General features: G+C 61.5%; 23 protein-coding genes and 1 tRNA gene. 21 read left to right on the top strand and 3 right to left on the bottom strand.

Annotated features, from left to right (window positions below; genetic code table 11):
* The first annotated feature begins 17 nt into the window (after positions 1–17).
* The 13 genes from asd (at position 18) to ACCAA_RS10740 (ending at position 15,268) form a co-directional block, all read left to right on the top strand.
* Positions 18–1,148 (top strand): aspartate-semialdehyde dehydrogenase, encoded by a 1,131-nt coding sequence (asd, locus tag ACCAA_RS10800; RefSeq protein WP_186407257.1) that lies wholly within the window; start codon positions 18–20, stop codon positions 1,146–1,148.
* Positions 1,149–1,388: 240 nt separating this feature from the next.
* Positions 1,389–4,415 (top strand): motility hub landmark protein FimV, encoded by a 3,027-nt coding sequence (locus ACCAA_RS10795; protein ID WP_186407256.1) that lies wholly within the window; start codon positions 1,389–1,391, stop codon positions 4,413–4,415.
* 86 nt (positions 4,416–4,501) lie between these two features.
* Complete coding sequence (locus ACCAA_RS10790) at positions 4,502–5,101, top strand: energy-coupling factor transporter transmembrane component T family protein (protein ID WP_186407255.1); 600 nt, start codon at positions 4,502–4,504, stop codon at positions 5,099–5,101.
* Positions 5,102–5,104: 3 nt separating this feature from the next.
* A complete protein-coding gene (gene truA / locus ACCAA_RS10785) occupies positions 5,105–5,899 on the top strand; it encodes a tRNA pseudouridine(38-40) synthase TruA (protein WP_186407254.1) in 795 nt (264 codons plus the stop codon).
* A gap of 132 nt (positions 5,900–6,031) precedes the next feature.
* Positions 6,032–6,661: a phosphoribosylanthranilate isomerase gene (locus ACCAA_RS10780; protein WP_186407253.1), complete on the top strand. Its 630-nt coding sequence runs from the start codon at positions 6,032–6,034 to the stop codon at positions 6,659–6,661.
* Between the two features lie 20 nt (positions 6,662–6,681).
* A complete protein-coding gene (gene trpB / locus ACCAA_RS10775; RefSeq protein ID WP_186407252.1) occupies positions 6,682–7,893 on the top strand; it encodes a tryptophan synthase subunit beta in 1,212 nt (403 codons plus the stop codon).
* A 2-nt stretch (positions 7,894–7,895) separates the two neighbouring features.
* Positions 7,896–8,720, top strand: a complete 825-nt coding sequence (trpA, locus tag ACCAA_RS10770; RefSeq protein WP_186407251.1) for a tryptophan synthase subunit alpha — start codon at positions 7,896–7,898, stop codon at positions 8,718–8,720.
* Entirely contained in the window at positions 8,717–9,589 is an 873-nt protein-coding gene (gene accD / locus ACCAA_RS10765) for an acetyl-CoA carboxylase, carboxyltransferase subunit beta (protein ID WP_186407250.1), read from the top strand. The genes trpA and accD overlap by 4 nt, the downstream gene beginning before the upstream one ends.
* Positions 9,590–9,597: 8 nt before the next feature.
* Complete coding sequence (folC, locus tag ACCAA_RS10760) at positions 9,598–10,938, top strand: bifunctional tetrahydrofolate synthase/dihydrofolate synthase (protein ID WP_186407249.1); 1,341 nt, start codon at positions 9,598–9,600, stop codon at positions 10,936–10,938.
* Between the two features lie 27 nt (positions 10,939–10,965).
* Positions 10,966–12,060, top strand: a complete 1,095-nt coding sequence (locus ACCAA_RS10755) for an SPOR domain-containing protein (RefSeq protein WP_186407248.1) — start codon at positions 10,966–10,968, stop codon at positions 12,058–12,060.
* Entirely contained in the window at positions 12,057–12,545 is a 489-nt protein-coding gene (locus tag ACCAA_RS10750; RefSeq protein WP_186407247.1) for a CvpA family protein, read from the top strand. The genes ACCAA_RS10755 and ACCAA_RS10750 overlap by 4 nt, the downstream gene beginning before the upstream one ends.
* A gap of 9 nt (positions 12,546–12,554) precedes the next feature.
* Positions 12,555–14,081 carry an amidophosphoribosyltransferase gene (gene purF, locus ACCAA_RS10745; RefSeq protein WP_186407246.1) on the top strand — a complete coding sequence of 509 codons (1,527 nt, stop codon included), beginning with the start codon at positions 12,555–12,557 and terminating at the stop codon, positions 14,079–14,081.
* Positions 14,082–14,086: 5 nt separating this feature from the next.
* Complete coding sequence (locus ACCAA_RS10740) at positions 14,087–15,268, top strand: O-succinylhomoserine sulfhydrylase (protein WP_186407245.1); 1,182 nt, start codon at positions 14,087–14,089, stop codon at positions 15,266–15,268.
* Here ACCAA_RS10740 and ACCAA_RS10735 read toward each other — a convergent pair.
* The 3 genes from ACCAA_RS10735 to ACCAA_RS10725 all read right to left on the bottom strand — a co-directional run bounded on the left by ACCAA_RS10735 (position 15,265) and on the right by ACCAA_RS10725 (position 18,142).
* On the bottom strand, positions 15,265–15,564 hold the full coding sequence (locus ACCAA_RS10735) for a hypothetical protein (RefSeq protein WP_186407244.1): 300 nt from the start codon (positions 15,562–15,564) through the stop codon (positions 15,265–15,267). The two genes, ACCAA_RS10740 and ACCAA_RS10735, sit on opposite strands and share 4 nt — an antisense overlap.
* A gap of 208 nt (positions 15,565–15,772) precedes the next feature.
* Positions 15,773–16,420, bottom strand: coding sequence for a YceH family protein (locus tag ACCAA_RS10730; protein WP_186407243.1), 648 nt, complete (start codon positions 16,418–16,420; stop codon positions 15,773–15,775).
* Positions 16,421–16,507: 87 nt separating this feature from the next.
* Complete coding sequence (locus ACCAA_RS10725; protein WP_186407242.1) at positions 16,508–18,142, bottom strand: peptide chain release factor 3; 1,635 nt, start codon at positions 18,140–18,142, stop codon at positions 16,508–16,510.
* A gap of 390 nt (positions 18,143–18,532) precedes the next feature.
* On the opposite strand from ACCAA_RS10725, the gene secG reads away from it, so the two are divergent.
* The 8 genes from secG to nuoF all read left to right on the top strand — a co-directional run bounded on the left by secG (position 18,533) and on the right by nuoF (position 23,642).
* Positions 18,533–18,904 carry a preprotein translocase subunit SecG gene (gene secG, locus ACCAA_RS10720; RefSeq protein ID WP_186407241.1) on the top strand — a complete coding sequence of 124 codons (372 nt, stop codon included), beginning with the start codon at positions 18,533–18,535 and terminating at the stop codon, positions 18,902–18,904.
* 67 nt (positions 18,905–18,971) lie between these two features.
* Positions 18,972–19,056, top strand: a tRNA-Leu gene (locus tag ACCAA_RS10715).
* 58 nt (positions 19,057–19,114) lie between these two features.
* A complete protein-coding gene (locus tag ACCAA_RS10710) occupies positions 19,115–19,489 on the top strand; it encodes an NADH-quinone oxidoreductase subunit A (RefSeq protein WP_186407240.1) in 375 nt (124 codons plus the stop codon).
* Between the two features lie 3 nt (positions 19,490–19,492).
* Positions 19,493–19,969, top strand: a complete 477-nt coding sequence (locus ACCAA_RS10705; RefSeq protein ID WP_186407239.1) for a NuoB/complex I 20 kDa subunit family protein — start codon at positions 19,493–19,495, stop codon at positions 19,967–19,969.
* A 20-nt stretch (positions 19,970–19,989) separates the two neighbouring features.
* The gene (locus ACCAA_RS10700; RefSeq protein WP_186407238.1) at positions 19,990–20,595 is read left to right on the top strand and encodes an NADH-quinone oxidoreductase subunit C; all 606 of its coding nucleotides are present in this window, start codon (positions 19,990–19,992) and stop codon (positions 20,593–20,595) included.
* The gene (locus ACCAA_RS10695; RefSeq protein ID WP_186407237.1) at positions 20,588–21,841 is read left to right on the top strand and encodes an NADH-quinone oxidoreductase subunit D; all 1,254 of its coding nucleotides are present in this window, start codon (positions 20,588–20,590) and stop codon (positions 21,839–21,841) included. The genes ACCAA_RS10700 and ACCAA_RS10695 overlap by 8 nt, the downstream gene beginning before the upstream one ends.
* A complete protein-coding gene (gene nuoE, locus ACCAA_RS10690; RefSeq protein WP_186407236.1) occupies positions 21,841–22,314 on the top strand; it encodes an NADH-quinone oxidoreductase subunit NuoE in 474 nt (157 codons plus the stop codon). The genes ACCAA_RS10695 and nuoE overlap by 1 nt, the downstream gene beginning before the upstream one ends.
* 26 nt (positions 22,315–22,340) lie before the next feature.
* Positions 22,341–23,642, top strand: a complete 1,302-nt coding sequence (gene nuoF / locus ACCAA_RS10685; RefSeq protein ID WP_186407353.1) for an NADH-quinone oxidoreductase subunit NuoF — start codon at positions 22,341–22,343, stop codon at positions 23,640–23,642.
* Positions 23,643–23,647 lie beyond the last annotated feature (5 nt).

Raw genomic sequence — 23,647 nt, 5'->3', positions numbered from 1 at the left:
CTGGTCGAGGTGAAGCGATGCTGAAGGTTGGTCTGGTGGGTTGGCGTGGCATGGTAGGCTCGGTCCTGATGCAGCGGATGATCGACGAGCAGGATTTCGAGCACATCGAGCCGCTCTATTTTTCGACCTCCGCCGTGGGCGCCAAGGCGCCGGTGTTTGCCGGCAAGGAAGCCGGCACGCTTCAGGATGCGATGTCGATCGAGGCGCTCAGCCAGATGGACATCGTCATGACGTGTCAAGGTGGCGATTACACGAAGGAAGTCTTCCCCAGGCTGCGCGCTACCGGTTGGCAAGGCCACTGGATCGACGCGGCTTCAACGCTGCGCATGCACGCTGACGCGGTGATCATCCTTGATCCGGTGAACCTCGCGGTCATCAAGGAGGCACTGGCGAATGGCGGCCGCAACTGGATTGGCGGCAACTGCACCGTTTCGCTGATGCTGATGGGTGTGGGTGGGCTGTTCCGGCACGACCTGGTCGAGTGGGTCAGCGCCATGACCTACCAGGCGGCCTCCGGTGCCGGAGCGCAGAACATGCGTGAGTTGCTGCTACAAATGGGCGCTCTGCACGACGCGGTGAAGGTCGAACTGGCCGATCCGGCATCGGCGATCCTCGAGATCGATCGCAAGGTCGCCCAAACCATGCGCTCGCCGAGTTTCCCGACGACCAACTTCCGCGCTACGGCGCTGGCGGGAAGCCTGATCCCCTGGATCGACGTCCCGGTCGATGGCGGCCAGTCGAAGGAAGAGTGGAAGGGTGGCGCCGAGTGCAACAAGATTCTCGGTCGCCCCGCTTTTCGCTCGCCGGGCAGCATTCCGGTCGACGGGCTGTGCGTGCGCGTCGGTGCCATGCGTTGCCATGCGCAGGGCTTGACCATCAAGCTGAAGCGGGATGTCCCGCTGGATGAGGTCAACGACATCATCGCGCAGGCCAACCCCTGGGTGAAGGTGGTGGAGAATAAACGCGAGAGCAGTGAGCGGGAGCTGACCCCCGCAGCGGTCACGGGTACTCTGACCGTCCCGGTTGGCCGTCTGCACAAGCTGGCGATGGGGCCGGAATATCTTGCGGCTTTTACGGTAGGCGACCAGTTGCTGTGGGGGGCCGCCGAGCCACTCCGTCGTATGCTTCGTATTTTGCTTGATAACTAATTTAATGACAAAAAAGAACCGGGTGTTGGCAGCCGGTTGCCGGTTTTGGTGTGCACGCGGCTTTCGAATCAGAGGCAAGTTTAGCTTGCATGGCTAACTTCATGATGTTACTTTAATAATTCCGATTTCGACGCGCAGGGCGGCGCTGTGGCCAAGAAAATACATCACACAACGAAAAATCCGAGACTGCGGACCTCTGCCTGGGCGGTCGCGTCGGCTCTGGTGGTCGCAGCTTTGCCATTGGCCGCTGATGCCGCCGGGTTGGGCAAGGTCACTGTCCTGTCTGCTCTTGGCCAACCCTTGCGCGCTGAGGTCGAAGTCTTTGCGTCCCGCGAAGAACTCGCGGGAATGAAGGCGCAACTCGCCTCTCAGGATGCCTTCAGGCAGGCGGGTGTGGAGTACGCGCCGACCTTGCTGGGCATTGCTTTCACCGTCGGCAAGCGCCCAAATGGTCAGACCATCCTCAGGCTGAGTTCGGACAAGCCGATCAACGATCCATTCATCGATCTGCTGCTGGAACTCAACTGGGCAACAGGTCGCGTGGTTCGGGAGTACACCTTCCTGCTCGATCCTGTCGAGTTTGCCGCCAAGACCGCTGCTGCCACGGCGCCCGCCGTTGCCAGACCAGTGGCGGCGCTGCCGGCGTCTGGCGAAGCGCGCGCTGGCGATAGACCGGTCAGGGTGGAACGTTACAACAAGTCCAGGGGCAGCGAACAGGCGCCGCAAACGGCGGATGGTGGCGGCACCTACGAGGTCAGACGCGGTGAAACGCTGGGCAAGATTGCCAGTGAGCTCCGCCCCGATGGGGTATCGCTCGACCAAATGCTGGTTGGTTTGTTCCAGGCCAACCAGGACGCATTCGACCGGGGCAACATGAACCGGCTGAAGGCTGGACGAATTCTTGCGGTACCGGACAAGGCCTCGCTGGGGGCAATTCCGCGGGACGAAGCCAGCAGAATGGTGATCGCGCAGTCGTCGGACTGGGGTGGCTATCGCCGAAAACTGGCTGCCGTCGCCGCCGACGCCCCGGTAGTCGACGAGGCAGCAAGGCAGCAGGCTGGCGGCAAGATCACGGCCAGAGTGGCGGACAAGGCGAGCCCTTCGGTCGAGCCCAAGGATCAACTGAAGGTCTCGAAGACCGAGCTTCCCGGTGGCAAGCCGGTGGTGGCCACGGCCAAGCGCACTGACGAGGACCTGATCGCCAAGGAGAAGGCGCTCAAGGATGCCAACGAACGCTTGGCGAGCCTTGAGCGGAATGTCGCCGAGTTGCAGAGGCTGGTTGAGCTGAAGAGCCAGAGCCTGGCCGATCTGGAGAAACAGTCGGCTGCCAAGGGTGTGCCGGCCGTCGAAGCAAAGAAATCGGTCGAGGACACACGGACGCCGCCCGTCGCGCCGATCGTGGCGCCAGTGTCCACGCCAGCGGCTCCGCCTGGTCGAAGCGAAGCTTCGCCGCCTGCTGTACCGCTGCCCGCCGCGACGCCTGTTGAGAAGCCGGCCGAACAGGCTCCTGAGGTCAAGCCTGCCGAAGCCAAGCCCGAGCCCAAGCCGGAAGAGCCCAAGCCAGAGGTCAAGGAGGAAGCTCCGAAGCCAGCCGAAGTGCCAAAAGCCAAGATTGTGGTGCCTCCGCCGGCGCCGGAAGAACCCGGTTTCCTTGAGGAGTTGCTGACCAGAACGCCCGTCTTGCTCGGCGCTGCCGGCATCCTCGCGCTGCTTGCTGCGTACTGGTTTTCCAGACGTCGCCATCGGAGTGAGAGCGAGAGGTCGCTTGAGTCAACCAGCACGCTTGCGCCTCAGGGTGAAAGCGTGCTCGTGGCCAATTCGGTATTCCGCAGCACCGGCGGGCAGAGTGTCGATACCTCTCACTCGATGGCACAGACCGATTTCAGCCAGGCGGGCCCGGGGAGCATCGACACTGATGACGTGGATCCCGTGGCCGAAGCAGACGTCTATATGGCCTACGGGCGCGACGCACAGGCGGAAGAGATTCTGCTCGAAGCCAAGCAGAAGGAACCGCAACGCTATGCCATTCATCTGAAGCTGCTCGAGATCTATTTGAGCCGCCGCGATGCCAGACCATTTGACACGCTGGCTACAGAGCTCTTTGCGGCCACCGGCGGGGTCGGTGCCGATTGGGAGAAAGCGGCTGCCATGGGTTTGCAGATGGACCCGAGGAGCCGGCTGTATGGCGCGACCGAGATCATTACGCCGTCGTCTCCTGATGTCGAAGCGACCATCATCGTCCCCAAGGAGTCCGCTGCCTCGCTGCAGGATACGGTCAGCAAGCCGGGGCAACTGTCACAGATGGCTGCTGCCGCGGCCGTGGCGAACGTTCTTTCCGGGCCTTCCGAGGAGGGTCGAGTGGCAGCGGCAGCAGCAGCAGAGCCGATCGAGCTGGCGGGCCTGGATTTCGATCTTGGCCTGGGCCATGCCGAGCCAGTGGCACGCGCCGCTGCTGAGGATGCCTACCTGGAAACGACCCTGTCGTTCCCCAGTCCGGCTCCCGGAGAAACTCTGGATTTCGACCTGGCTGCTTCTTTGCCGCTGCCGTCGGCGCCGCCGATTCGGCCAGTGCCGCCAGCAGACGATCTGGATGATCTCCCACCTAGGGGCGACATCGAAGCGCCGGAGATCACCATCCTCGTTGCACCCGGCTCGCTGCCAGGTGCCTTGTCAGATGATACAGGGCTTGATTTCGAGTTTGACTTGGGGGCCGAGTGGCCAACCGATCCGGAAGTGGAGAAGCGGGAGACAGCGGAGGCTCGGGCACCTGCGCCTACCGAACCGGACGAACTGGTGGACGTCGGTTCAGCGGCTGGCGATGCCCTGGAGTTCGACGTCACACTGACCGAGTCGACCATCCTGGGTGAGTCGATGCAGCATCCCTCATACGATATGTCGTCGATCAGCCTGGATCTGGCGGATGTCGATGGACTCAGTCCTGCGGCGGCACGGGTGACGGGCGATTCGCCCGATCTCTCCTTCGATGCCGAGCAGGAGGATACGCTGGTCAATCCCGGCTTTCCCGCAGAACAGACAGACGCCGAACTGAACGCAGCGCTCCGCTCTGACATGGGTGACATGGACCTGGTGGCGGAACCCGAGATCAGCTCCAGCGAAGAGTTGGCCACCAAGCTAGACCTGGCCAAGGCCTATGAGGAAATGGGTGATCTGGAAGGTGCGCGCGAACTCTTGCAGGAGGTCCTCAAGGACGGTGATGCCGCGCAACGGGAAGCGGCGCTGGCGATTCTTGCCGGCCTGCGCGAGTAGGACAAGCCAGGGCGACTAGCGGCTGTTGGCCTGCGGTGTCGCGCGGGCCACGCCGATGCCTTGACTCCAGAGCAGCCAAGCGCGCTGTGCATCCCACCACCCGACTGGTCGTCTGGCTCTTCATGCTGGTCGCGCTCCAGTCCCTTGACGGCACCCTGCTGGCGACCGTGGTGCTGATGCTGCCTCTGGTCGGCGGACCGACGCTGCGGCGCTGGGGACGGCTGGTCTCGGGCGCGCGTTGGTTCTTCCTGTCGCTGTTTGTCATTCTCGCCTGGGGAGGAGCCGGTGAGCCTGTCTGGAGCGGCCCCCTGGCACCTGCTGGTGAGGGACTGGTTGATGCCTTGACCCATGTCGGACGCTTGCTGCTGGTGTTGATGGCGGTGGCGGTTCTCCGCGAGCGAATGGCGCTGCCCGATTTGTTGACCGCCACGCGCCGCTTGCTGGGACCACTGCGACGCTTGGGGCTAGACCCTGATCATGCCCTGGTTCGCCTGTTGTTGGTCCTGCGCCACCTCGAAACGATGCCGCGTCCCCGCGACTGGCGCCTGTTGCTCGATGTGCCCACCAGCAGCACAAACGAAGTCTTTGAAATTGCTGATTGCCAATTCTCCTGGGTGGACTATGTGGTCGCCGTGTTCGTGGTCGTGGCCGGCTGCGTGGCGCTGTTCTGTCTTCGGCAGGCGTGAGGAATGAGAATCGCCCTGGCTGTCGAGTACGATGGGAGTGGCTTTCGCGGCTGGCAGAAGCAAGCGCATGGCGGTACCGTGCAGGACGCCCTGCAAGACGCCTTGCAGAAGTTCGCCGGAGTGCCGCTCCAGGTGGTCTGTGCCGGGCGTACGGACGCCGGTGTGCATGCGACGGGGCAAGTCGTTCACTTCGATACCCTGATTGAACGTTCGCTGTTCTCCTGGGTGCGCGGTACCAACACCTTTCTGCCACCGGCGGTGGCCATCCGCTGGGCGCGAGTGGTGGCTGACGATTTTCATGCCCGGTTTTCGGCGTACGCCCGGCGATACCGTTATCTGCTGCTCAATCGGCCGCATCGAACGGGGGCTTGCCACGGCAAGGTCGGCTGGTACCATCATCCGCTCGATGTCGAAGCGATGCAGGTAGCCGCTGAGTTACTGCTCGGTGAGCACGATTTTTCCGCGTTCCGAGCGGCGGCTTGTCAGGCACGTTCGCCGGTGAAGCTCATGCGTCAGGCCGACATACGACGTTGCGGGGATCTGCTGGTCTTCGACTTCGAGGCGTCTGCCTTCCTTCACCATATGGTGCGCAATCTGGTCGGCAGTCTGGTGCACGTGGGGCAGGGCAAGCGTCCGCCGGAATGGATCGCAGAACTGCTGCTCGCCGGCGATCGCCGTCTGGCAGCGCCGACCTTTTCGGCCGCAGGGCTTTATCTCGTCGCGGTCAGCTACCCCGCGGATAGTGGTTTGCCGATTGCCGACGCGACGCCATTTCTGCCCTTCGTGCCGTCATGGTAATAGCTGAAACGAGCGTCAATGCGTAGGGTGCAATAAGCGAAGCGCATTGCACCACGTACCGGATGCCAGAGTCGACCGCAATCAGGTATCAGTCGGGCGATGCGATGTTCGGCACTTTAGGATGTTTTACTGATGACACGTATCAAAATCTGCGGGCTGACCCGCATCGACGATCTGCTGCACGCTGTGCACGCCGGCGCCGACGCGCTCGGCCTGGTCTTCTACCCGCCGAGTCCGCGCTTCGTCGATCTGCAGACGGCGGCTCGACTGGCGCGCGCCGTTCCGCCTTTCGTCAGTATCGTCGGCTTGTTCGTCAATGCTGATCCGGCGGTGGTGCGGGCAACGCTGGCCGCCGTGCCGATCCATGTGTTGCAACTGCACGGCGACGAAGACGAAGCGTATTGCCGGCAGTTCGATCGGCCTTACATCAAGGCAGCGCGCGTCAGGCCGGGAATGGATTTGGTACAATACGCGGCTGCCTTCCCGTCGGCCCAGGCGATCCTGCTCGATGCTTTTGTGGACGGGTACGGTGGTGGCGGCAAGGTCTTCGACTGGTCGCTGGTACCTGCGGCGCTGGACAGACCGCTGATCGTCTCCGGTGGTCTGGACGCCGACAATGTCGGCGAAGCGGTACGTCGCCTGCGACCGGCGGCGGTCGATGTCTCGTCGGGAGTCGAGGCGGGCAAGGGAATCAAGGATGCCGACAAGATGCGTGCCTTTGTCGCCGCAGTGTGGGCTGCTCGATTGATGAACAGCGATTGATGGCGACAAGGACAGTGTTGATGACCCAGCATGCGCAAGACTACGATCTACCCGACGCCAGTGGCCATTTCGGCCAGTATGGTGGTGTCTTCGTCGCCGAAACCCTGATCGGCGCGCTCGATGAACTGAAGGAAGCCTACGCCGCCGCTCAGCGTGATCCGCAGTTCATTGCCGAGTTCGACTACGACCTGAGGCATTACGTCGGTCGGCCGAGTCCGCTCTATCACGCCAGACGCTGGTCGGAAGGGCTTGGCGGGGCGCAGATTTACCTGAAACGCGAAGACCTGAACCACACCGGTGCGCATAAGATCAACAATTGCATCGGTCAGTCGATGCTCGCCCGGCGCATGGGCAAGCCGCGCGTCATCGCCGAGACCGGTGCCGGCCAGCATGGCGTCGCCACGGCGACCGTTGCCGCGCGCTATGGCATGGAGTGTGTCGTCTACATGGGTTCCGAAGACATCAGGCGGCAGGCCGCCAACGTCTACCGCATGAAGTTGCTCGGCGCCACCGTCGTTCCGGTCGAGAGTGGTTCACGAACGCTCAAGGACGCCTTGAATGAAGCGATGCGCGACTGGGTGACGAATGTCTCCAACACCTTCTACATCATCGGGACGGTGGCCGGTCCGCACCCCTATCCGATGATGGTGCGCGATTTTCAGTCGGTCATCGGTCGCGAGTCGATCGCCCAGATGCAGGAACAGTGCGGGCGCCAGCCGGACGCCGTGATCGCCTGTGTCGGTGGTGGCTCGAACGCGATGGGCATTTTTCATCCCTACATTCCGGTCGCGGCGGTGCGTCTAATTGGCGTCGAAGCAGCCGGTGAAGGCATCGCCACGGGGCGCCACGCCGCCTCCTTGACGGCTGGTCGGCCAGGCGTGCTGCACGGTAACCGGACCTATCTGCTGCAGGATGAGAATGGCCAGATCATCGAGACGCACTCTATCTCGGCCGGCCTCGACTATCCGGGCGTCGGCCCCGAGCATGCCTGGCTCATGGACTGCGGTCGCGCCGAATACGTCAGCGTCAGCGATGCCGAGGCGCTGCAGGCGTTTCACGATCTGTGCCGCCTCGAAGGCATCATTCCGGCGCTCGAATCAAGCCATGCCCTCGCTTACGCCAGCAAGCTGGCACCGACCCTGCCGAAAGACAAGATCCTGTTGGTCAACCTCTCCGGTCGTGGTGACAAGGATATGCACACCGTTGCCGAAAAATCGGGAATCACATTCTGACCATGTCGAAAATACAGGCTGTATTCGAGCGCCTGCAGGCGCAAGGGCGCAAGGCGCTGATCCCGTTCATCACCGCTGGTGACCCCCATCCGGAACTGACCGTTCCGCTTCTGCATACGTTGGTCCAGGCGGGGGCCGACATCATCGAGCTTGGTGTGCCTTTCTCCGATCCGATGGCCGACGGGCCAACCATCCAGCGGGCTTCCGAGCGAGCGCTGGCGCAGGGTGTCAACCTGCGGCAGGTGCTCGGCATGGTGGCCAACTTTCGTGCCGACGACAACGAGACGCCGATCGTCCTCATGGGCTACGCCAATCCGATCGAGTCAATGGGTCTCGATGCCTTTGCCGCCGCTTCCTTCGATGCCGGCGTCGACGGCGTCCTGGTGGTTGACTACCCACCCGAGGAAGCGGTCGAGTTTGCCCGGACCTTGCACCGGCACGCGCTCGATCCGATCTTTCTGGTCGCGCCGACGTCGAGCGAGGCGCGTATGGAGCAGGTCGGGGCACTAGCGAGCGGCTACATCTATTACGTCTCCCTGAAGGGCGTGACCGGCTCGGCCACCCTCGACGTCGCTGCCGTAGCCGCTCGCATCCCGGAAATTCGGGCCCGCACGGGTGTCCCGGTCGGCGTCGGTTTCGGTATCCGCGATGCTGCAACTGCCGCTGCCGTAGCCGAACTGGCTGACGCGGTCGTCATCGGCAGCCGGATCATCGAAGAAATCGAGCAGTCATCACCCGACAAAGCGTGTGAGAACGTGAGGGCCCTGGTTGCTGGCCTTCGTCGGGGGATCGATGCCACCAGCAGCGCTTTGCGCGAACAGCCATGAGCTGGTTGAGCAAGGCGCTGCCGCCGAAAATCAAGCGCAACGACAGCGGTGTGGCGCGCAGGTCGTCGCTGCCCGAAGGCTTGTGGAGCAAGTGCGTGGCGTGCGAAGCCGTGCTCTACGCCACCGATCTGGCGAACAACTGCCACGTCTGCCCCAGGTGTGGTCATCACAAGCGCCTGGACGCCCGGGCGCGTATCGATCTGCTGCTCGATGTCGAGGGACGTCGCGAAATCGGTGCCGAGGTGCTGCCGGTCGATTCGCTCGCTTTCAAGGATAGCCGCGCTTATCCCGAGCGCCTGCAGGACGCCACAGCGACCACTGGCGAGACTGACGCACTGGTGGTCATGCGCGGAGCGATCGCGTCAGTGCCAGTGGTTCTCGCCGTTTTTGAGTTCGACTTCATGGGTGGTTCGATGGGCTCGGTCCTTGGTGAGCGCTTCGCGTGGGGCGTGCTGGCGGCAGTCGAGCACGATGTGCCGTTTGTCTGCGTCACCGCTTCGGGGGGCGCGCGTATGCAGGAAGGCTTGTTCTCGCTGATGCAGATGGCCAAGACGACGGCAGTATTGACGCGACTGTCGCAAGTCGGATTACCCTTCATCTCGATCCTGACCGACCCGACGATGGGCGGCGTGTCCGCCTCCTTTGCCTTCATCGGCGATGTGGTGATTGCCGAACCGGGGGCGCTGATCGGTTTTGCCGGCCCGCGGGTCATCGAACAAACCGTGCGCGAGACCTTGCCCGACGGTTTTCAGCGCTCCGAGTTCCTCCTCGACAAGGGGGCGATCGACATGATCGTCGACCGCCGTGAAATGAAGCACCGGGTGGCCGGACTGTTGGCCCTGTTGCAGAAGCGGCCTGCATTGCAGTGAGGAGCGGCGTGATCGCTGAGCAGGGTGGGGGGCAGCCTGCGGCAACGACCGGTGCTCCCCCGGAATCCTCCTCACTGGCGTTGTGGCTGGCGCACCTAGAACGCCTCCATCCACTTGGGCAGGCCGGAATCGAACTGGGCCTGGAGCGCGTTGTCCTGGTCAAGGATGCGTTGGGTCAGCAACCGCAGTGTCCGCTGCTTACCGTCGCCGGGACCAACGGCAAGGGTTCGACCTGCGCCTATCTCGAAGCTATTTACGCCTTCGCCGGTTACCGCGTCGGTTGCTACACTTCGCCGCATTTGCTCGAGTACAACGAGCGAGTGCGCATTGATCGGCTGCCGGTGGGCGACGCCGAGCTGGGTGAGGCTTTCGCGAAGGTCGAGGCGGCAAGGCAGGAGGCCGGCGACGTAGCGCTGACCTATTTCGAGTTCGGTACGCTGGCCGCACTGGAGGTCTTTCGCGTCCGTCAGGTCGACGTGATGATTCTCGAAGTCGGCTTGGGTGGCCGGCTGGATGCGGTCAATGCCTACCATCCGGATTGCGCCGTGGTGACCAGCATTGCCCTCGATCACACAGACTGGCTGGGGTCGACGCGCGCGGCGGTGGGTTTCGAGAAGGCCGGCATCTACCGTGCAGGCAGACCGGCGCTTTGTGCCGATCCCGACCCGCCGCAGTCACTGATCGAGCACGCCTTGGCGATTGGTGCCGACCTGCACCTGCTCGGGCGTGATTTCGGCTATTTCGGAGACCAGCTGCAGTGGACCTTCTGGGGCCGCGATGGCCTGCGCCGCGGCGGCCTGGCCAATCCCGCCCTGCGTGGCCGCGGTCAATTGCGCAATGCCAGCGCCGCGCTTGCTGCCGTCGAGTTGCTCAGGCCCAGACTGCCGGTTTCGATGCAGGCGGTGCGGCGCGGACTCATCGAACCGGAACTCTCCGGACGCTTTCAGGTGCTCCCAGGGAGGCCAGCAATCGTCCTTGACGTGGCGCACAATCCGGAGGCCGTCGGTAACCTGGTCGACAACCTCGGTGAGATGGGTTTCTTCGCCAGAACGATCGTCGTTGTTGGCATGCTTGCCGACAAGGATATCGCCGGGTCGCTGGCGCCGCTGGCGGGCAAGGTCGACGTGTGGTTGGTAGCCAATCTCGACGTGCCACGGGGCGCGACGGCTGCTACCCTGGCCCATGCCGTGACCGCCGGTGGTCTCGGCGGTCAGGTCGAGTGCCTTGCTTCCCCGGCGCTGGCCTTCGACCGTTCTGCCAAGCTGGCCAGGGAAAATGATAGAATCGTCGTTTTTGGATCGTTCTACACGGTCGCTGCCGTCTTGCGCAGCTTAAAGAATGGCCGCTGAGCGAAGCGCGTTGACTGCACGATACCGATGACTGAATCCTCCGATCCGCAACTTCAGCTCAAGAAAAGGGCACGGCGCCGCCTGGTTGGCGCAGTGGCTCTTGCCGGGTTGGCGGCTGTGATTCTACCGATGGCCATGGACGAGGAGCCGAAACCCACGGTGCAGGAAGTCCTGATACGGATTCCGGGTCAGGATCCCCCGCCGCTGAAGGCCAGGGATCTGGCCGCCAAGTCGCCGTCAAGCGCGCCTGTTGCGCCCGTGGCCAGCGTCGAACCGCCGCCGGAGGCGATCGTGTCGAGCGATGCTCCGCAAAAGCCGCCGGCAGTCGTGCCAGTGGCCAAGCCGGCAGTTGGCACGGCGGCCAGGCCGACGGAGAAAGCGGGTGACCAGACTGCTGAACGGAAGCTTGTAAAGCCGGCCGAGAAGGTGCCGGAGAAAGCTGTTGACAAGAAAATCGTCAAGCCCGTCGAGAAGTTGCCGGAAAAAGCTGCCGAAGCGAAACCGACCCAGCCCGCCGACAAGGTGCCCGAGAAGCCGGTGGCAAGGAAGGTTGAAAAAGCCGCCGACAAGGCGCCCGAAAAGCCGGCGGCGAAGAAGGTTGAAAAGCCGGTCGAAAAGGCGCCCGAGAAGCCGGTGGCGAAGAAGGTTGAAAAGCCCGCGGAAAAGTCTCCGGATAAAGCCCCGGTGAAGAAGGCTGACCAGCCGGCCGAGAAGCCAGCCGAAAAAGCGGTTGACAAGCAGGCCGACAAACCGGTCGAGACGCCGACTCCTCAGGCGGCCGAGAAACCGGCTGAGGAGACTGGCAAGCCGGCCGCGGATGATCCACCGCGCACGAATGCGCACCCTGCCGGCAAGCCAGTGGCCGCCGCAGCGCCGCCCAAAGGGGGCAGGGGGCAGCATGTCATCGTGATCGGGGCTTTTGCCAATCCCGACAACGCCAAGCAGTTACAGAGCAAGATCGGTGGACTGGGGGTGAATACCTATACCGAGGTCCTCAGTTCGCCGGACGGCACGAAGACGCGTGTGCGCGCCGGCCCTTTCCCAACTCGCGAGGCCGCTGAGAAGGCTCTCGAGAAGCTGCAACGAAGTGGCGTCAATGGAGTCGTCGCCGGCAGGCAATGACCATCTTTGATTCCTTTGTAATACTGGTCGTCGCGGCGTCTCTCTTGCTCGGCATGTGGCGCGGCGTGGTCGGCGAGATCATCGCCTTGGTCGCCTGGGTGCTCGCTTTTCTTGCGGCGAAGGGATGGGGGTCATGGCTTGCCCAGGGGTACGCGGCGATTGCCGATCCGGCCTTGCGCGTGGCGGCTGGTTGGGTGACGGTATTCGTTCTCGTCCTGGTCGCGATGGCGATTCTTCGCCTGGCCGTACGTGGCCTGCTCAAGGCACTTGGCATGACTTTGACCGATCGTCTGCTCGGCGTCATCTTCGGGGTGGCTCGGGGTCTGCTGATCGTCCTGGTCCTCGTTGCTGTGGGCGGCATGACTTCCCTGCCGAGAGAAAAGTGGTGGAGTGAGGCGTATTTCGCTGCTCCGCTCGAAACGGCAGTTCTGGCCAGCAAGCCTTGGCTGCCATCGGAAGTGGCTAAACGAATCAGGTTCGGGTAGGAAAAGACTATGTGCGGGATTCTCGGGGTCGTTGCAACAACAGCCGTAAACCAGTTGCTCTATGATGGATTGATGGTCCTGCAGCATCGAGGACAGGACGCGGCCGGTATCGCGACCGCCGAGCATGATGCATTTCACATGCACAAGGGGTCGGGGCTGGTGCGCGATGTTTTCCGCACGCGCAACATGCGGGCCTTGCCAGGCAACATGGGGATTGCCCACTGCCGCTACCCGACCGCCGGCTCGGCATTCGATGCTGCCCTCTCCCAGCCCTTCTACGTCAACTCGCCCTTCGGCATCGTCCTCGGACACAATGGCAACCTGACCAATACCGAACAACTGAAGGAAGAGATGTTCCGTCAGGATCTGCGACACATCAACACCAGTTCGGATTCAGAGGTGTTGCTCAACGCTCTGGCCCATGAACTGCAGGCGACAGCCAAAGGCTGTCGCCTGGATCTCGACACCATCTTTGCCGCGGTGGCCGCCGTTCATCGCCGCTGCCGCGGAGCCTATGCGGTGGTCGCGATGATCGCTGGTTACGGCCTGCTCGCTTTCCGCGACCCCTTCGGAATCAGGCCGCTGGTCTTTGGGACGCATGAGACGCCTGAGGGCATCGAGTACCTGTTTTCTTCCGAGTCGGTGGCGCTCGATACCCTGGGTTTCCGGGTCCTACGCGATGTCGATCCGGGCGAGGCGATCTTCGTCGACCTCGAGCACCGCTTGCACCATCGTCAATGCGCCACCAAATCGGTGCTCTCACCCTGCATTTTCGAATTCGTCTACCTGGCCCGACCGGACTCGGTGATCGACGGGGTATCGGTTTATGAAGCACGTTTGCGCATGGGTGAGCATCTGGCCGACAAACTGGTCAAGTATATTCCGGTCGACCAGATCGACGTCGTCATCCCGATTCCCGATTCGAGCCGTCCTTCGGCCATGCAGTTGGCGCAGCGCATCGGTGTTCCGTATCGCGAAGGTTTCGTCAAGAATCGCTATATCGGCCGCACGTTCATCATGCCCGGTCAGGCGACGCGCACCCGGTCTGTCCGCCAGAAGCTCAATACCGTGGCCCAGGAGTTCAAGGGCAAGCGCGTCCTGCTGGTCGATGATTCGATCGTCCGAGGCACGACGAGCCGCGAGATCGTCGAGATGGCGCGGGCTGCTGGTGCGTTGAAGGTGTACTTCGCTTCCGCGTCGCCGCCCGTGCGTTATCCCAATGTCTATGGTATCGACATGCCGTCGCGCCACGAACTGATCGCCACCGGACGAACCGGCGAGGAGATCGCGTGCGAGATTGGTGCCGATGCCCTGGTCTATCAGGATCTGGACGCGCTAAAGACTTCGATTCGCGAATTGAAGCCGACGCTCTCGTCGTTTGATACGTCGTGCTTTGATGGCACCTACGTCACCGGCGATGTCAGCCTCGACTATCTGAATGCCATCGAACTGGCCCGCGAAGGTCACCACGCCTTGAGCAAGGACGATCGTTGGGCAGCAAAGCAGTTGCAACTGAACCTGATGTCTGAAGGCTGAAGTCAATGGATCATGATTACCCTTATTCCCTCGAAACTCTGGCGGTGCGCGCGGGCCAGGAACGTAGTCAGTTCAATGAGCACAGCGAAGCGCTGTACCTGACCTCGAGTTTCGTTTTCGACAACGCGGCGCAGGCTGCGGCACGGTTTTCAGGTGAGGAAGCGGGCAATGTGTACTCGCGCTTCACCAACCCGACCGTAGCCGCTTTTCAGGATCGCCTGGCGGCTCTCGAAGGCGCTGAGGCGTGCATTGCCACCGCATCGGGAATGTCGGCCATCCTTTCGCTGGTCATGGCGCTGTGCAGCAGCGGCGACCACATCGTTGGCTCGACGGGCTTGTTCGGCGCGACGCAGCAGATGCTCGCCACCATGATGCCGCGTTTCGGCATCCAGACCACCTTTGTCGCGCAGACGGATGTCGCCGCTTGGGAGGCTGCCATGCGGCCGGAAACGAAGCTGTTCTTTCTTGAAACACCGTCGAACCCGCTGACCGAAATCGCCGACATCGCAGCACTGGTCTCTCTCGCGCACAGGCAGGGTGTCCTGGTCGCGGTCGACAACTGCTTTTGTACGCCGATTTTGCAGCGACCGCTCGACCTCGGAGCTGATCTGGTCGTCCATTCGGCGACCAAGTTCCTCGATGGTCAGGGGCGGGTACTGGGAGGCGCCGTCGCTGGACGGAAAGTCTTGACCGATGAAGTATTCAAGTTTCTGCGTACGGCCGGGCCGACACTGTCTGCCTTCAACGCCTGGGTGTTGCTGAAAGGGCTGGAGACTCTCCAGATCCGCCTTGAAGCGCAGTCAGCCAAGGCACTGCAACTGGCCACGTGGCTGGAGAAGCATCCGAGTGTGGCGCGCGTCTACTATCCCGGCCTGCCCTCGCATCCGCAGTTCGATCTCGCCAGACGGCAGCAAAGAAGCGGTGGTGCAATCGTCTCGTTTACCGTCAAGGGAGGGCGCGCCGAAGCCTGGAAGGTGGTGGACCACTGTCGTCTGCTGTCGATTACCGCCAATCTTGGCGATACCAAGACCACCCTGACGCATCCTGCCTCGACGACGCATGGACGCATTACACCGGAGCAGCGGGCAGCAGCGGGAATCACCGAAGCATTGCTGCGTATTGCCGTCGGTCTGGAGGCGGTCATCGACCTGCAGAACGACCTTCAAACCGGGTTGTCCCTGCTCTAGCGGCCGCCGCCGGCCGGTTCCCTGCGCTTGGGCCGGGCGAGGTCCTCGCGTTCGCCGGCCGCCTTGGTGAGCACATCCTTGACACCACGCGGCATCATGAAATAGGTCATCAGGCTTGATCCGATGCAGACCAGCCAGAAGAGGAGAAAGCCCGTCGAGTAGGTGGCCGTCGGCGACCATTCGACCAGATTTCCGAACAGGTACAACTGCCGCGGATCAATCATCGTAAAAAATATCGTCTCCGCGATGCCGGCCGCGATGAATGCCGGCCACATTATCCAGATCACGTGCTGCATGTTGTCTCCTGAGAGCCTGTGGATAAATCAACAAATCCCGATTCCGGGTCTCGTCATTCCCGCGAAGGCGGGAATGACGGCTTGGTGGGGCTGCGTCAATTTTTTCACAGCCTCTGACTTCTGGTGTTGGGCAGATAGATGGGCGGAAATTCAGAATGTGGCACAGACGGGGCGCCGCTTCAAGCAATAAACGACCGCTGGAGGACTTCTACTGGCCGGGTTCGCCAGCGAGCGCCTTGATCGCTGCCCGGAGTTCAGCGACCTCGAGTTCCAGGCAAGCCACCCTTTCTGCCAAGGCCGCGTTTTCAGTGATGGTCTCGCCAGCAGAGGCTTCTCGCGGCAGGGCGGCTGTTCCGCAGAGCAGGTGCGCCCAGCGATGTTCGCGTGACCCCGGCTGTCTGGACAATCTGGTCGTCAAAGCGCCGCCACTGCGCGCTGCCAGTTCCTCGAGATAGGCTTCGACGGAGGAGGCATCGTCAAAGCGGTACAGCCGTTCGCTATTGGCGCGCAGCTCGCTGACCGTTTGCGCACCGCGCAGCATCAGGGTGGCCAGCAAGGCGACACTCGCTGCCGGTACGCCGAACACCTTCCCGAAATTCTGGGCATAACGCAGCACGCGGCCGGATGCCCCATAGGTTTCGAGCACCAGGACGCGGCTGCGCAGGGCCTCGAGCGCCGATTGCACTTCGCTGTCCGTGGCGCTGATCACCGGGTCGCGGGCTGATTTCTGATTACAGCCGGCGCTCAGGCTGTTCAGCGTCAGTGGATACGCGTCAGGGGTCGTTCTTTCCTTCTCGATCAGTACGCCGAGGATGCGCGCTTCGAGAAAGCTCAGTGTCGCTTGGCTATCAGGCATTCAGCAGGGTTCCTGTTGATCTCTTCTTGCTAGGCTCGGCAGCGCGGCCGTTCATTCTGCGCCGATTGGCCGATGTGGCCCTACCGTTCAACCGAGTACTTGTCCATGCTCACGCGAGTCGAGGAAGACGACGCTGGACCACTTTTCGCTCGTCACTTCGAGGTTGTAGCGCGTGCTGGCCAGGTAAACGGGATTGCCGTCAACATCCTTGGCCATGCGGTGGAGTTGCTCGCGCTCGAAATTGCGCCTTGTCGCGTCGTCGGGGAAAGTCAGCCAGCGCGCGGTGTAAATGTCGGCCGACTCGAAGATGGCATCGACCTTGTACTCGGTCTGCAGCCGCTGGGCGACCACTTCAAACTGCAGGTTGCCGACCGCGCCGAGCAGAAGTGCACCGCTGGCAAGGTTCTCGAAAACCTGGATCGCCCCCTCTTCGCCGAGTTCCTGAAGACCTTTCAGCAACTGCTTGCTCTTCAGTGGATCGCGTAGCCGCGCAACCCGGAACAGTTCGGGTGAGAAGTAGGGAATCCCTTTGAAGGCAAGGGTTTCACCTTCGCTCAAGGTGTCGCCGATGTGCAGATTGCCATGGTTGTGGATACCAATAATATCGCCGGCGACGGCGTCGTCCATCAGCAGACGCTCATTGGCCATGAAGGTCAGCACGTTGGCGAGTTTCATCTCGCGATCCAGGCGGATGTGCCTGACCTTCATTCCCGGCGTGTAGCGGCCCGAGCAGACGCGGAAGAAGGCGATCCGGTCACGATGCCGGGGGTCCATGTTGGCCTGAATCTTGAAGACGAAACCGCTGAAAGCCGCCTCGGCGGGCTGCACCACACGAGTGCCGCCGTCGCGTTCCTGCGGTGGCGGCGCCCAGTCGAGCAGGGCCTGAAGGATTTCCTGGACGCCGAAGTTATTGATCGCCGAGCCAAAAAAAACCGGCGATTGCCGTCCGGCGAGAAAACCGACCAGATCCAGCGGGCTGCTGGCGCTCTGAATGAGGTCGACATCTTCACGCAGCTTGCCAATTTCTCCAGGAAACTGGGCGTCGAGAAGTGCATTGTCCAGACCGTCAAGCCGCGCCGATTCGCTCCGCCGTTCCTCGCCGGCAGCAAAGTGCAGCAGGCGGTCATTGAGCAGGTGATACACTCCGCGAAATGTCTTTCCCATGCCGATCGGCCAGGTAATCGGCGCACATTCCATACCCAGTACTGACTCGATTTCCTCAAGCAGATCGAAGGGTTCGCGCACCTCGCGGTCGAACTTGTTCACAAACGTAATGATCGGCGTCTGCCTCATCCGACAGACGTTGAGCAGTTTGATCGTCTGTGCCTCGACTCCCTTGGCGGCATCGATGACCATCACCGCCGCGTCGACGGCGGTCAGCACGCGGTAGGTGTCTTCCGAAAAATCCTCGTGGCCAGGGGTGTCGAGGAGGTTGATGGTGTGCCCCTGATACTCAAACTGCATGACCGAGCTGGTTACCGAAATGCCACGCTGCTTCTCGACCTCCATCCAGTCCGAAGTGGCATGGCGAGCGCTCTTGCGTCCTTTGACCGTCCCGGCGAGCTGGATGGCGCCTCCGAACAGCAGGAGCTTTTCGGTCAGCGTGGTCTTGCCTGCGTCGGGGTGCGAAATGATGGCAAACGTTCGCCGCTGCGCGATATCGCGCAGAATCTCGGGTGGGAACCGGCTTTCGCTCGGCGTGTCGTTCGGGGTGGTGCTCATCAGAAGGCTTTCGGCAGCAGGAAAACAAAAGCCGCCGGCCGGGAAGATGAAGGCTGACCCGCTGGCGGTGCGCAGAATGGACTATAGCAAGACTCAGCCCGCGCTGGAACCTTGCTACCGGCCGAGAAGCCTGTGGTCACGTCGCCGTGCCACCACGAACGACGCCATTCGGGGTCAAAGTCAATTGACCAGAAGCTCTCGAACTAGCTATACTCGACGAGTTTTTCTGGCGCGCCGGCCGCTGCGACCGCGATCGGTGGACACAGATCATCGCTGTCTGGCGTCTGTTCGGCACGGCTGCCTCGCGCGGGCGTTGCCGTTGGCTGCGCCGTTGCGTGAGTGGGCTCCTGAGCGGCTTCCCGCGGGGCGCCACGTCGACTGAGAGGTGATATGGATTATCTTTTTTCTGTGGTTCTGGTGGTGCACATCATGGCGGCCATCGGTGTGATAGGTCTCGTCCTTGTGCAGCACGGCAAAGGTGCCGACATGGGCGCCGCTTTCGGTAGCGGCGCGTCAGGTAGCCTTTTCGGGGCCACCGGTTCAGCGAATTTTCTCAGCCGCGCCACCGCCGTGCTGGCCACGGTGTTTTTTGTCACCAGCCTGTCGCTGGCCTACCTTGCCTCCAGCAAGCCAAAAACGACTGGCAGTGTGATGCAGGATGCAGTAAAATCTGCCCCTGTCCCAGTCCCGCCGGCTGGCAGCGTTGACCAGCCTGCAGTGCCCGTAGATGCTGATTCGAAGGCGAGGGATATTCCAAAGTAATTGGGTTTGACGGCAGCGACGGGAAGTGCAGATTTCCTCGATGGACTCGTTCGCTGACGAGGGCAGTGCCGACGTGGTGAAATTGGTATACACGCTATCTTGAGGGGGTAGTGACTTCGGTCGTATGAGTTCGACTCTCATCGTCGGCACCAGGGGAGCCACCCGTTGCGGGTGGCTGTAGTGTGAATCGAAGGGCTTGTGGGGCGGATCATGCTGGAAAGCTATTTCCCGGTCTTTGTCTTCATCCTGGTCGGCATTGCGTTTGGTTTTGCGCCCGTCCTGACAGGTCTGATTGTGGCGCCGCATCGCCCCGACAGCGAAAAACTCTCTCCCTACGAATGTGGCTTCGAGGCTTTCGAAGATGCGCGCATGAAGTTCGATGTGCGCTACTACCTGATTGCCATCATCTTCATCCTCTTCGATCTCGAGGTGGCCTTTCTCCTGCCCTGGGCGACGATCTTCAAGGAGATCGCGAACACCGATTCAGTCAGGTGGTTCGGTTTCATCGAGATGATGGTCTTTATTGCCATTCTGGTCGTCGGCTATTTGTACGCCTGGGCCAAGGGCGCTCTGGATTGGGAGTGAGTAATGGGCATTGAAGGAATTCTTCAAGAAGGCTTCGTTACCACTACGGCCGACAAACTGATCAACTACGTCCGCACCGGTTCACTGTGGCCCATGAGTTTCGGGCTCGCGTGTTGCGCCATCGAAATGATTCATGCCGGCTGCTCGCGCTACGATCTCGACCGCTTCGGCATCGTCTTTCGTCCCAGTCCGCGGCAGTCCGATGTGATGGTCGTCGCCGGGACCTTGACCAACAAGATGGCGCCGGCGATGCGCAAAGTCTACGATCAGATGGCCGAGCCGCGCTGGGTGGTCTCGATGGGTTCGTGTGCCAACGGCGGTGGTTACTACCATTATTCGTATTCGGTGGTCCGTGGCTGCGACCGGATCGTCCCCGTTGACATCTACGTGCCGGGGTGTCCGCCGACTGCCGAGGCGCTGATCTATGGTTTGATCCAGTTGCAGAACAAGATCCGTCGCACGAACACCATCGCCCGCTGACAACCAACCGAGAGTGAGCCATGTCCGCCACGCTGGAAGCGCTTTGCCAAAACCTGCAGAAGCATCTCGGTGATCGAGTACAGTCGCTGAAAGTTGCGCTCGGTGAAGTGACCATCGAGGTCGATGTCGCCGATTACCTTGCCGTGATGAATACGCTTCGCGACGAGGCGGAGTTGTGCTTCGAAGAATTGATCGACCTTTGCGGGGTCGATTACTCAGCCTACGCCAATGTGCCGCGAGAGGGCAAACGCTTTGCCGCAGTCAGTCACCTGCTCTCGATTGCCAGGAACTGGCGCTTGCGTGTTCGCTGCTTCGCGCCCGATGACGATTTTCCGTCAGTCCCGTCGGTGACGGCGGTATGGAACGTGGCCGACTGGTTCGAACGCGAAGCTTTCGACCTCTTCGGTATTGTCTTCCCCGGTCACCTTGACCTGCGTCGGATTCTGACCGACTACGGATTCATCGGCCATCCATTCCGCAAGGATTTCCCGGTTTCCGGCTATGTCGAGATGCGTTACGACCCGGACCAGCAGCGGGTGATTTATCAACCGGTGACCATAGAGCCGCGCGAGGTCACGCCGCGGATCGTTCGCGAAGCGTCCTACGGGAACGTCGAAAATGCCTGAACTGCGTAATTTCACACTGAATTTCGGGCCGCAGCACCCGGCCGCCCACGGTGTGCTGCGAATGGTGCTCGAACTTGACGGCGAAGTGGTCATGCGTGCCGATCCGCATATTGGCCTCTTGCATCGGGCGACCGAAAAGCTGGCCGAAACCAAGACCTGGATTCAGTCGGTGCCCTACATGGACCGCCTCGACTACATGTCGATGATGTGCAACGAGCACGCATATTGTATGGCGATCGAACGTTTGTTGCAGATCGAGGTGCCCATCCGCGCGCAGTATATTCGCGTGATGTTCGATGAAATCACCCGCATCCTCAATCACCTGCTGTGGATCGGCTGTCACGGCCTCGACGTCGGTGCGATGACCATGGTGCTCTACGCCTTTCGCGAGCGCGAGGATCTGGTTGATGCCTACGAAGCCGTATCGGGTGCCAGGATGCATGCAGCCTACTACCGGCCGGGTGGCGTTTATCGTGATCTGCCCGATCATATGGGGCAGTACAAGGAATCGAAGTGGAAGAGTGCGGCGCAGATCAAGCCTTTCAACGACGCGCGTAGCGGCTCCCTGCTCGATTTCCTCGATGATTTCGTGAGCCGCTTTCCGAAGCTGCTCGACGAGTACGAAACGCTGCTGACGGACAACCGGATCTGGAAGCAGCGCTTGGTGGACGTCGGTATCGTTTCGCCTGAGCGCGCGCTGCAGCGCGGGTTTACGGGGCCGATGCTGCGCGGTTCCGGCATTGCCTGGGATCTGCGCAAGAAGCAGCCCTACGAAGTGTACGACCGGGTCGACTTCGACATCCCGGTGGGCAAGACGGGCGACTCCTATGATCGTTACCTGGTGCGCATGGAAGAGATGCGCCAGTCGAATCGTATCGTCAAGCAATGCATCGACTGGCTGCGGCTCAATCCTGGCCCGGTGATCTCCGACAATCACAAGGTCGCGCCGCCGAGCCGTGAAGCCATGAAGTCGAACATGGAAGAATTGATTCACCACTTCAAGCTGTGCACCGAAGGGATGCATGTCCCCGCCGGGGAAGCCTATTCGGCGGTTGAGCACCCGAAAGGGGAGTTCGGCATTTACGTGATTTCCGACGGGGCGAACAAGCCCTACCGCTTGAAGATTCGCCCTCCGGGCTACGTACACCTGTCGGCCATGAACGAGATGGTCTGTGGTCACATGCTGGCCGATGTGGTGACCATCATCGGTTCCCAGGACGTCGTTTTTGGCGAGATTGACCGCTGATGCTCACTTCAGAATCCCTCAAGAGAATCGATCGCGAGATTGCCAAGTACCCGGCTGAGCAGAAACAGTCGGCGGTCATGGCCGCTCTCGCCATCGCGCAGGAAGAACAGGGCTGGCTTTCCAGCGCCGCCATCGAGTTCGTTGCCGGCTATCTGGGCATGGCCCCGATTGCCGCCTACGAAGTGGCCAGTTTCTACAACATGTACGACCTGAAGCCGGTGGGCAAGTACAAGGTGTCCGTGTGCACCAACCTGCCGTGCATGCTCACGGGAGGTGTCGATGCCGGCGAGTACCTCAAGACGAAACTCGGAATTGGCTATAACGAGACGACCCCGGATGGCCTGATCACCCTCAAGGAAGGCGAGTGCATGGGTGCCTGCGGCGATGCGCCAGTGATGATCGTCAATAACCGTCGCATGTGTAGCTGGATGAACCCCGAGCAAATCGACAAACTGCTGGCGGAGCTCAAGTAATGGCGATCCTCGGTGCAATCAACCCGATGCTCAGCGTCGGTCTGGACGGCGACAACGCCTGGCGCCTCGCCGACTACGTCAAGCGCGGCGGTTACGTCGCCCTGCGTCGGATTCTGGAACAGAAGCTGCCGCAGGAATACGTCATCAATGAGGTAAAGAAATCCGTTCTGCGAGGTCGCGGCGGTGCCGGATTTCCGACGGGACTCAAATGGAGTTTCATGCCGCGCTCGTTTCCGGGTGACAAGTACGTGGTGTGCAACTCGGACGAAGGAGAGCCAGGAACCTTCAAGGACCGCGACATCCTGCGTTACAACCCGCATTCGGTAATCGAGGGAATGGCCATCGCGGCTTTTGCGATGGGCGCCGTGCGTGGCTATAACTACATCCATGGCGAAGTATGGGAGATCTACGAACGCTTCGAAGAGGCGATCGACGAGGCGCGGGCGGCGGGTTTTCTCGGCGCCGATATTCTTGGTTCGGGTTTCAACTTCGATCTCTTTGGCCATCACGGTTACGGCGCCTACATCTGCGGCGAGGAAACCGCGTTGCTCGAGTCGATCGAAGGCAAGAAGGGGCAGCCGCGCTTCAAGCCGCCATTTCCGGCTTCCTTCGGCCTCTACGGCAGACCGACGACGATCAACAACACCGAGACCTTTGCTTCGGTACCGTACATCATCAACCTGGGCGGCGAGCACTATCTCGAAGCCGGGAAGGCGAACAACGGCGGCACCAAGCTCTTTTCAGTTTCGGGTCACGTCAACCGACCGGGGAACTACGAAATCCCCCTCGGGACGCCCTTCGCCACGCTGCTCGAAATGGCTGGCGGAATTCGCGGTGGACGCAAGCTGAAGGGCTGCATTCCGGGTGGTTCGTCAGCGCCGGTAGTACCGGCAGCGGCGATGATGGACTGCACGATGGACTACGATTCGATAGCCAAGGCCGGCTCGATGCTCGGTTCGGGAGCGGTCATCGTGATGGACGAGACGACCTGCATGGTCAAGGCGCTAGAACGTCTTTCCTTCTTCTATTACGAAGAATCGTGTGGTCAGTGCACGCCGTGCCGTGAAGGAACCAGTTGGTTGTACAAGGTCGTGCACCGCATCGAGCATGGACAGGGCCGGCCAGATGATCTCGATCTGCTGGCCAGCGTCACCGGCAACATCATGGGCCGCACCATTTGCGCACTCGGTGACGCGGCGTCGATGCCTGTACAGAGCTTCATCAAGCATTATCGCGACGAGTTCGCGTACCACATCGAACAAAAGAAGTGCCTGGTGCCCGTTGATGTCCAGCGTGCCGGCAGTGGCTTCTTCACGGCAACGGTTTAGGGTCC

The organism is Candidatus Accumulibacter aalborgensis (genome assembly GCF_900089955.1).
Lineage (GTDB): Bacteria > Pseudomonadota > Gammaproteobacteria > Burkholderiales > Rhodocyclaceae > Accumulibacter > Accumulibacter aalborgensis.
This window is presented reverse-complemented; position numbering and strand designations above follow the sequence as displayed.

Coding starts and splice junctions, on each gene's coding strand:
- asd (WP_186407257.1), top strand. CDS start 18: ATGCTGAAGGTTGGTCTGGTGGGTTGGCGTGGCATGGTAGGCTCGGTC.
- truA (WP_186407254.1), top strand. CDS start 5,105: ATGAGAATCGCCCTGGCTGTCGAGTACGATGGGAGTGGCTTTCGCGGC.
- ACCAA_RS10780 (WP_186407253.1), top strand. CDS start 6,032: ATGACACGTATCAAAATCTGCGGGCTGACCCGCATCGACGATCTGCTG.
- trpB (WP_186407252.1), top strand. CDS start 6,682: ATGACCCAGCATGCGCAAGACTACGATCTACCCGACGCCAGTGGCCAT.
- trpA (WP_186407251.1), top strand. CDS start 7,896: ATGTCGAAAATACAGGCTGTATTCGAGCGCCTGCAGGCGCAAGGGCGC.
- accD (WP_186407250.1), top strand. CDS start 8,717: ATGAGCTGGTTGAGCAAGGCGCTGCCGCCGAAAATCAAGCGCAACGAC.
- ACCAA_RS10755 (WP_186407248.1), top strand. CDS start 10,966: ATGACTGAATCCTCCGATCCGCAACTTCAGCTCAAGAAAAGGGCACGG.
- ACCAA_RS10750 (WP_186407247.1), top strand. CDS start 12,057: ATGACCATCTTTGATTCCTTTGTAATACTGGTCGTCGCGGCGTCTCTC.
- purF (WP_186407246.1), top strand. CDS start 12,555: ATGTGCGGGATTCTCGGGGTCGTTGCAACAACAGCCGTAAACCAGTTG.
- ACCAA_RS10740 (WP_186407245.1), top strand. CDS start 14,087: ATGGATCATGATTACCCTTATTCCCTCGAAACTCTGGCGGTGCGCGCG.
- ACCAA_RS10735 (WP_186407244.1), bottom strand. CDS start 15,564: ATGCAGCACGTGATCTGGATAATGTGGCCGGCATTCATCGCGGCCGGC.
- ACCAA_RS10730 (WP_186407243.1), bottom strand. CDS start 16,420: ATGCCTGATAGCCAAGCGACACTGAGCTTTCTCGAAGCGCGCATCCTC.
- ACCAA_RS10725 (WP_186407242.1), bottom strand. CDS start 18,142: ATGAGCACCACCCCGAACGACACGCCGAGCGAAAGCCGGTTCCCACCC.
- secG (WP_186407241.1), top strand. CDS start 18,533: ATGGATTATCTTTTTTCTGTGGTTCTGGTGGTGCACATCATGGCGGCC.
- ACCAA_RS10710 (WP_186407240.1), top strand. CDS start 19,115: ATGCTGGAAAGCTATTTCCCGGTCTTTGTCTTCATCCTGGTCGGCATT.
- ACCAA_RS10705 (WP_186407239.1), top strand. CDS start 19,493: ATGGGCATTGAAGGAATTCTTCAAGAAGGCTTCGTTACCACTACGGCC.
- ACCAA_RS10700 (WP_186407238.1), top strand. CDS start 19,990: ATGTCCGCCACGCTGGAAGCGCTTTGCCAAAACCTGCAGAAGCATCTC.
- ACCAA_RS10695 (WP_186407237.1), top strand. CDS start 20,588: ATGCCTGAACTGCGTAATTTCACACTGAATTTCGGGCCGCAGCACCCG.
- nuoE (WP_186407236.1), top strand. CDS start 21,841: ATGCTCACTTCAGAATCCCTCAAGAGAATCGATCGCGAGATTGCCAAG.
- nuoF (WP_186407353.1), top strand. CDS start 22,341: ATGCTCAGCGTCGGTCTGGACGGCGACAACGCCTGGCGCCTCGCCGAC.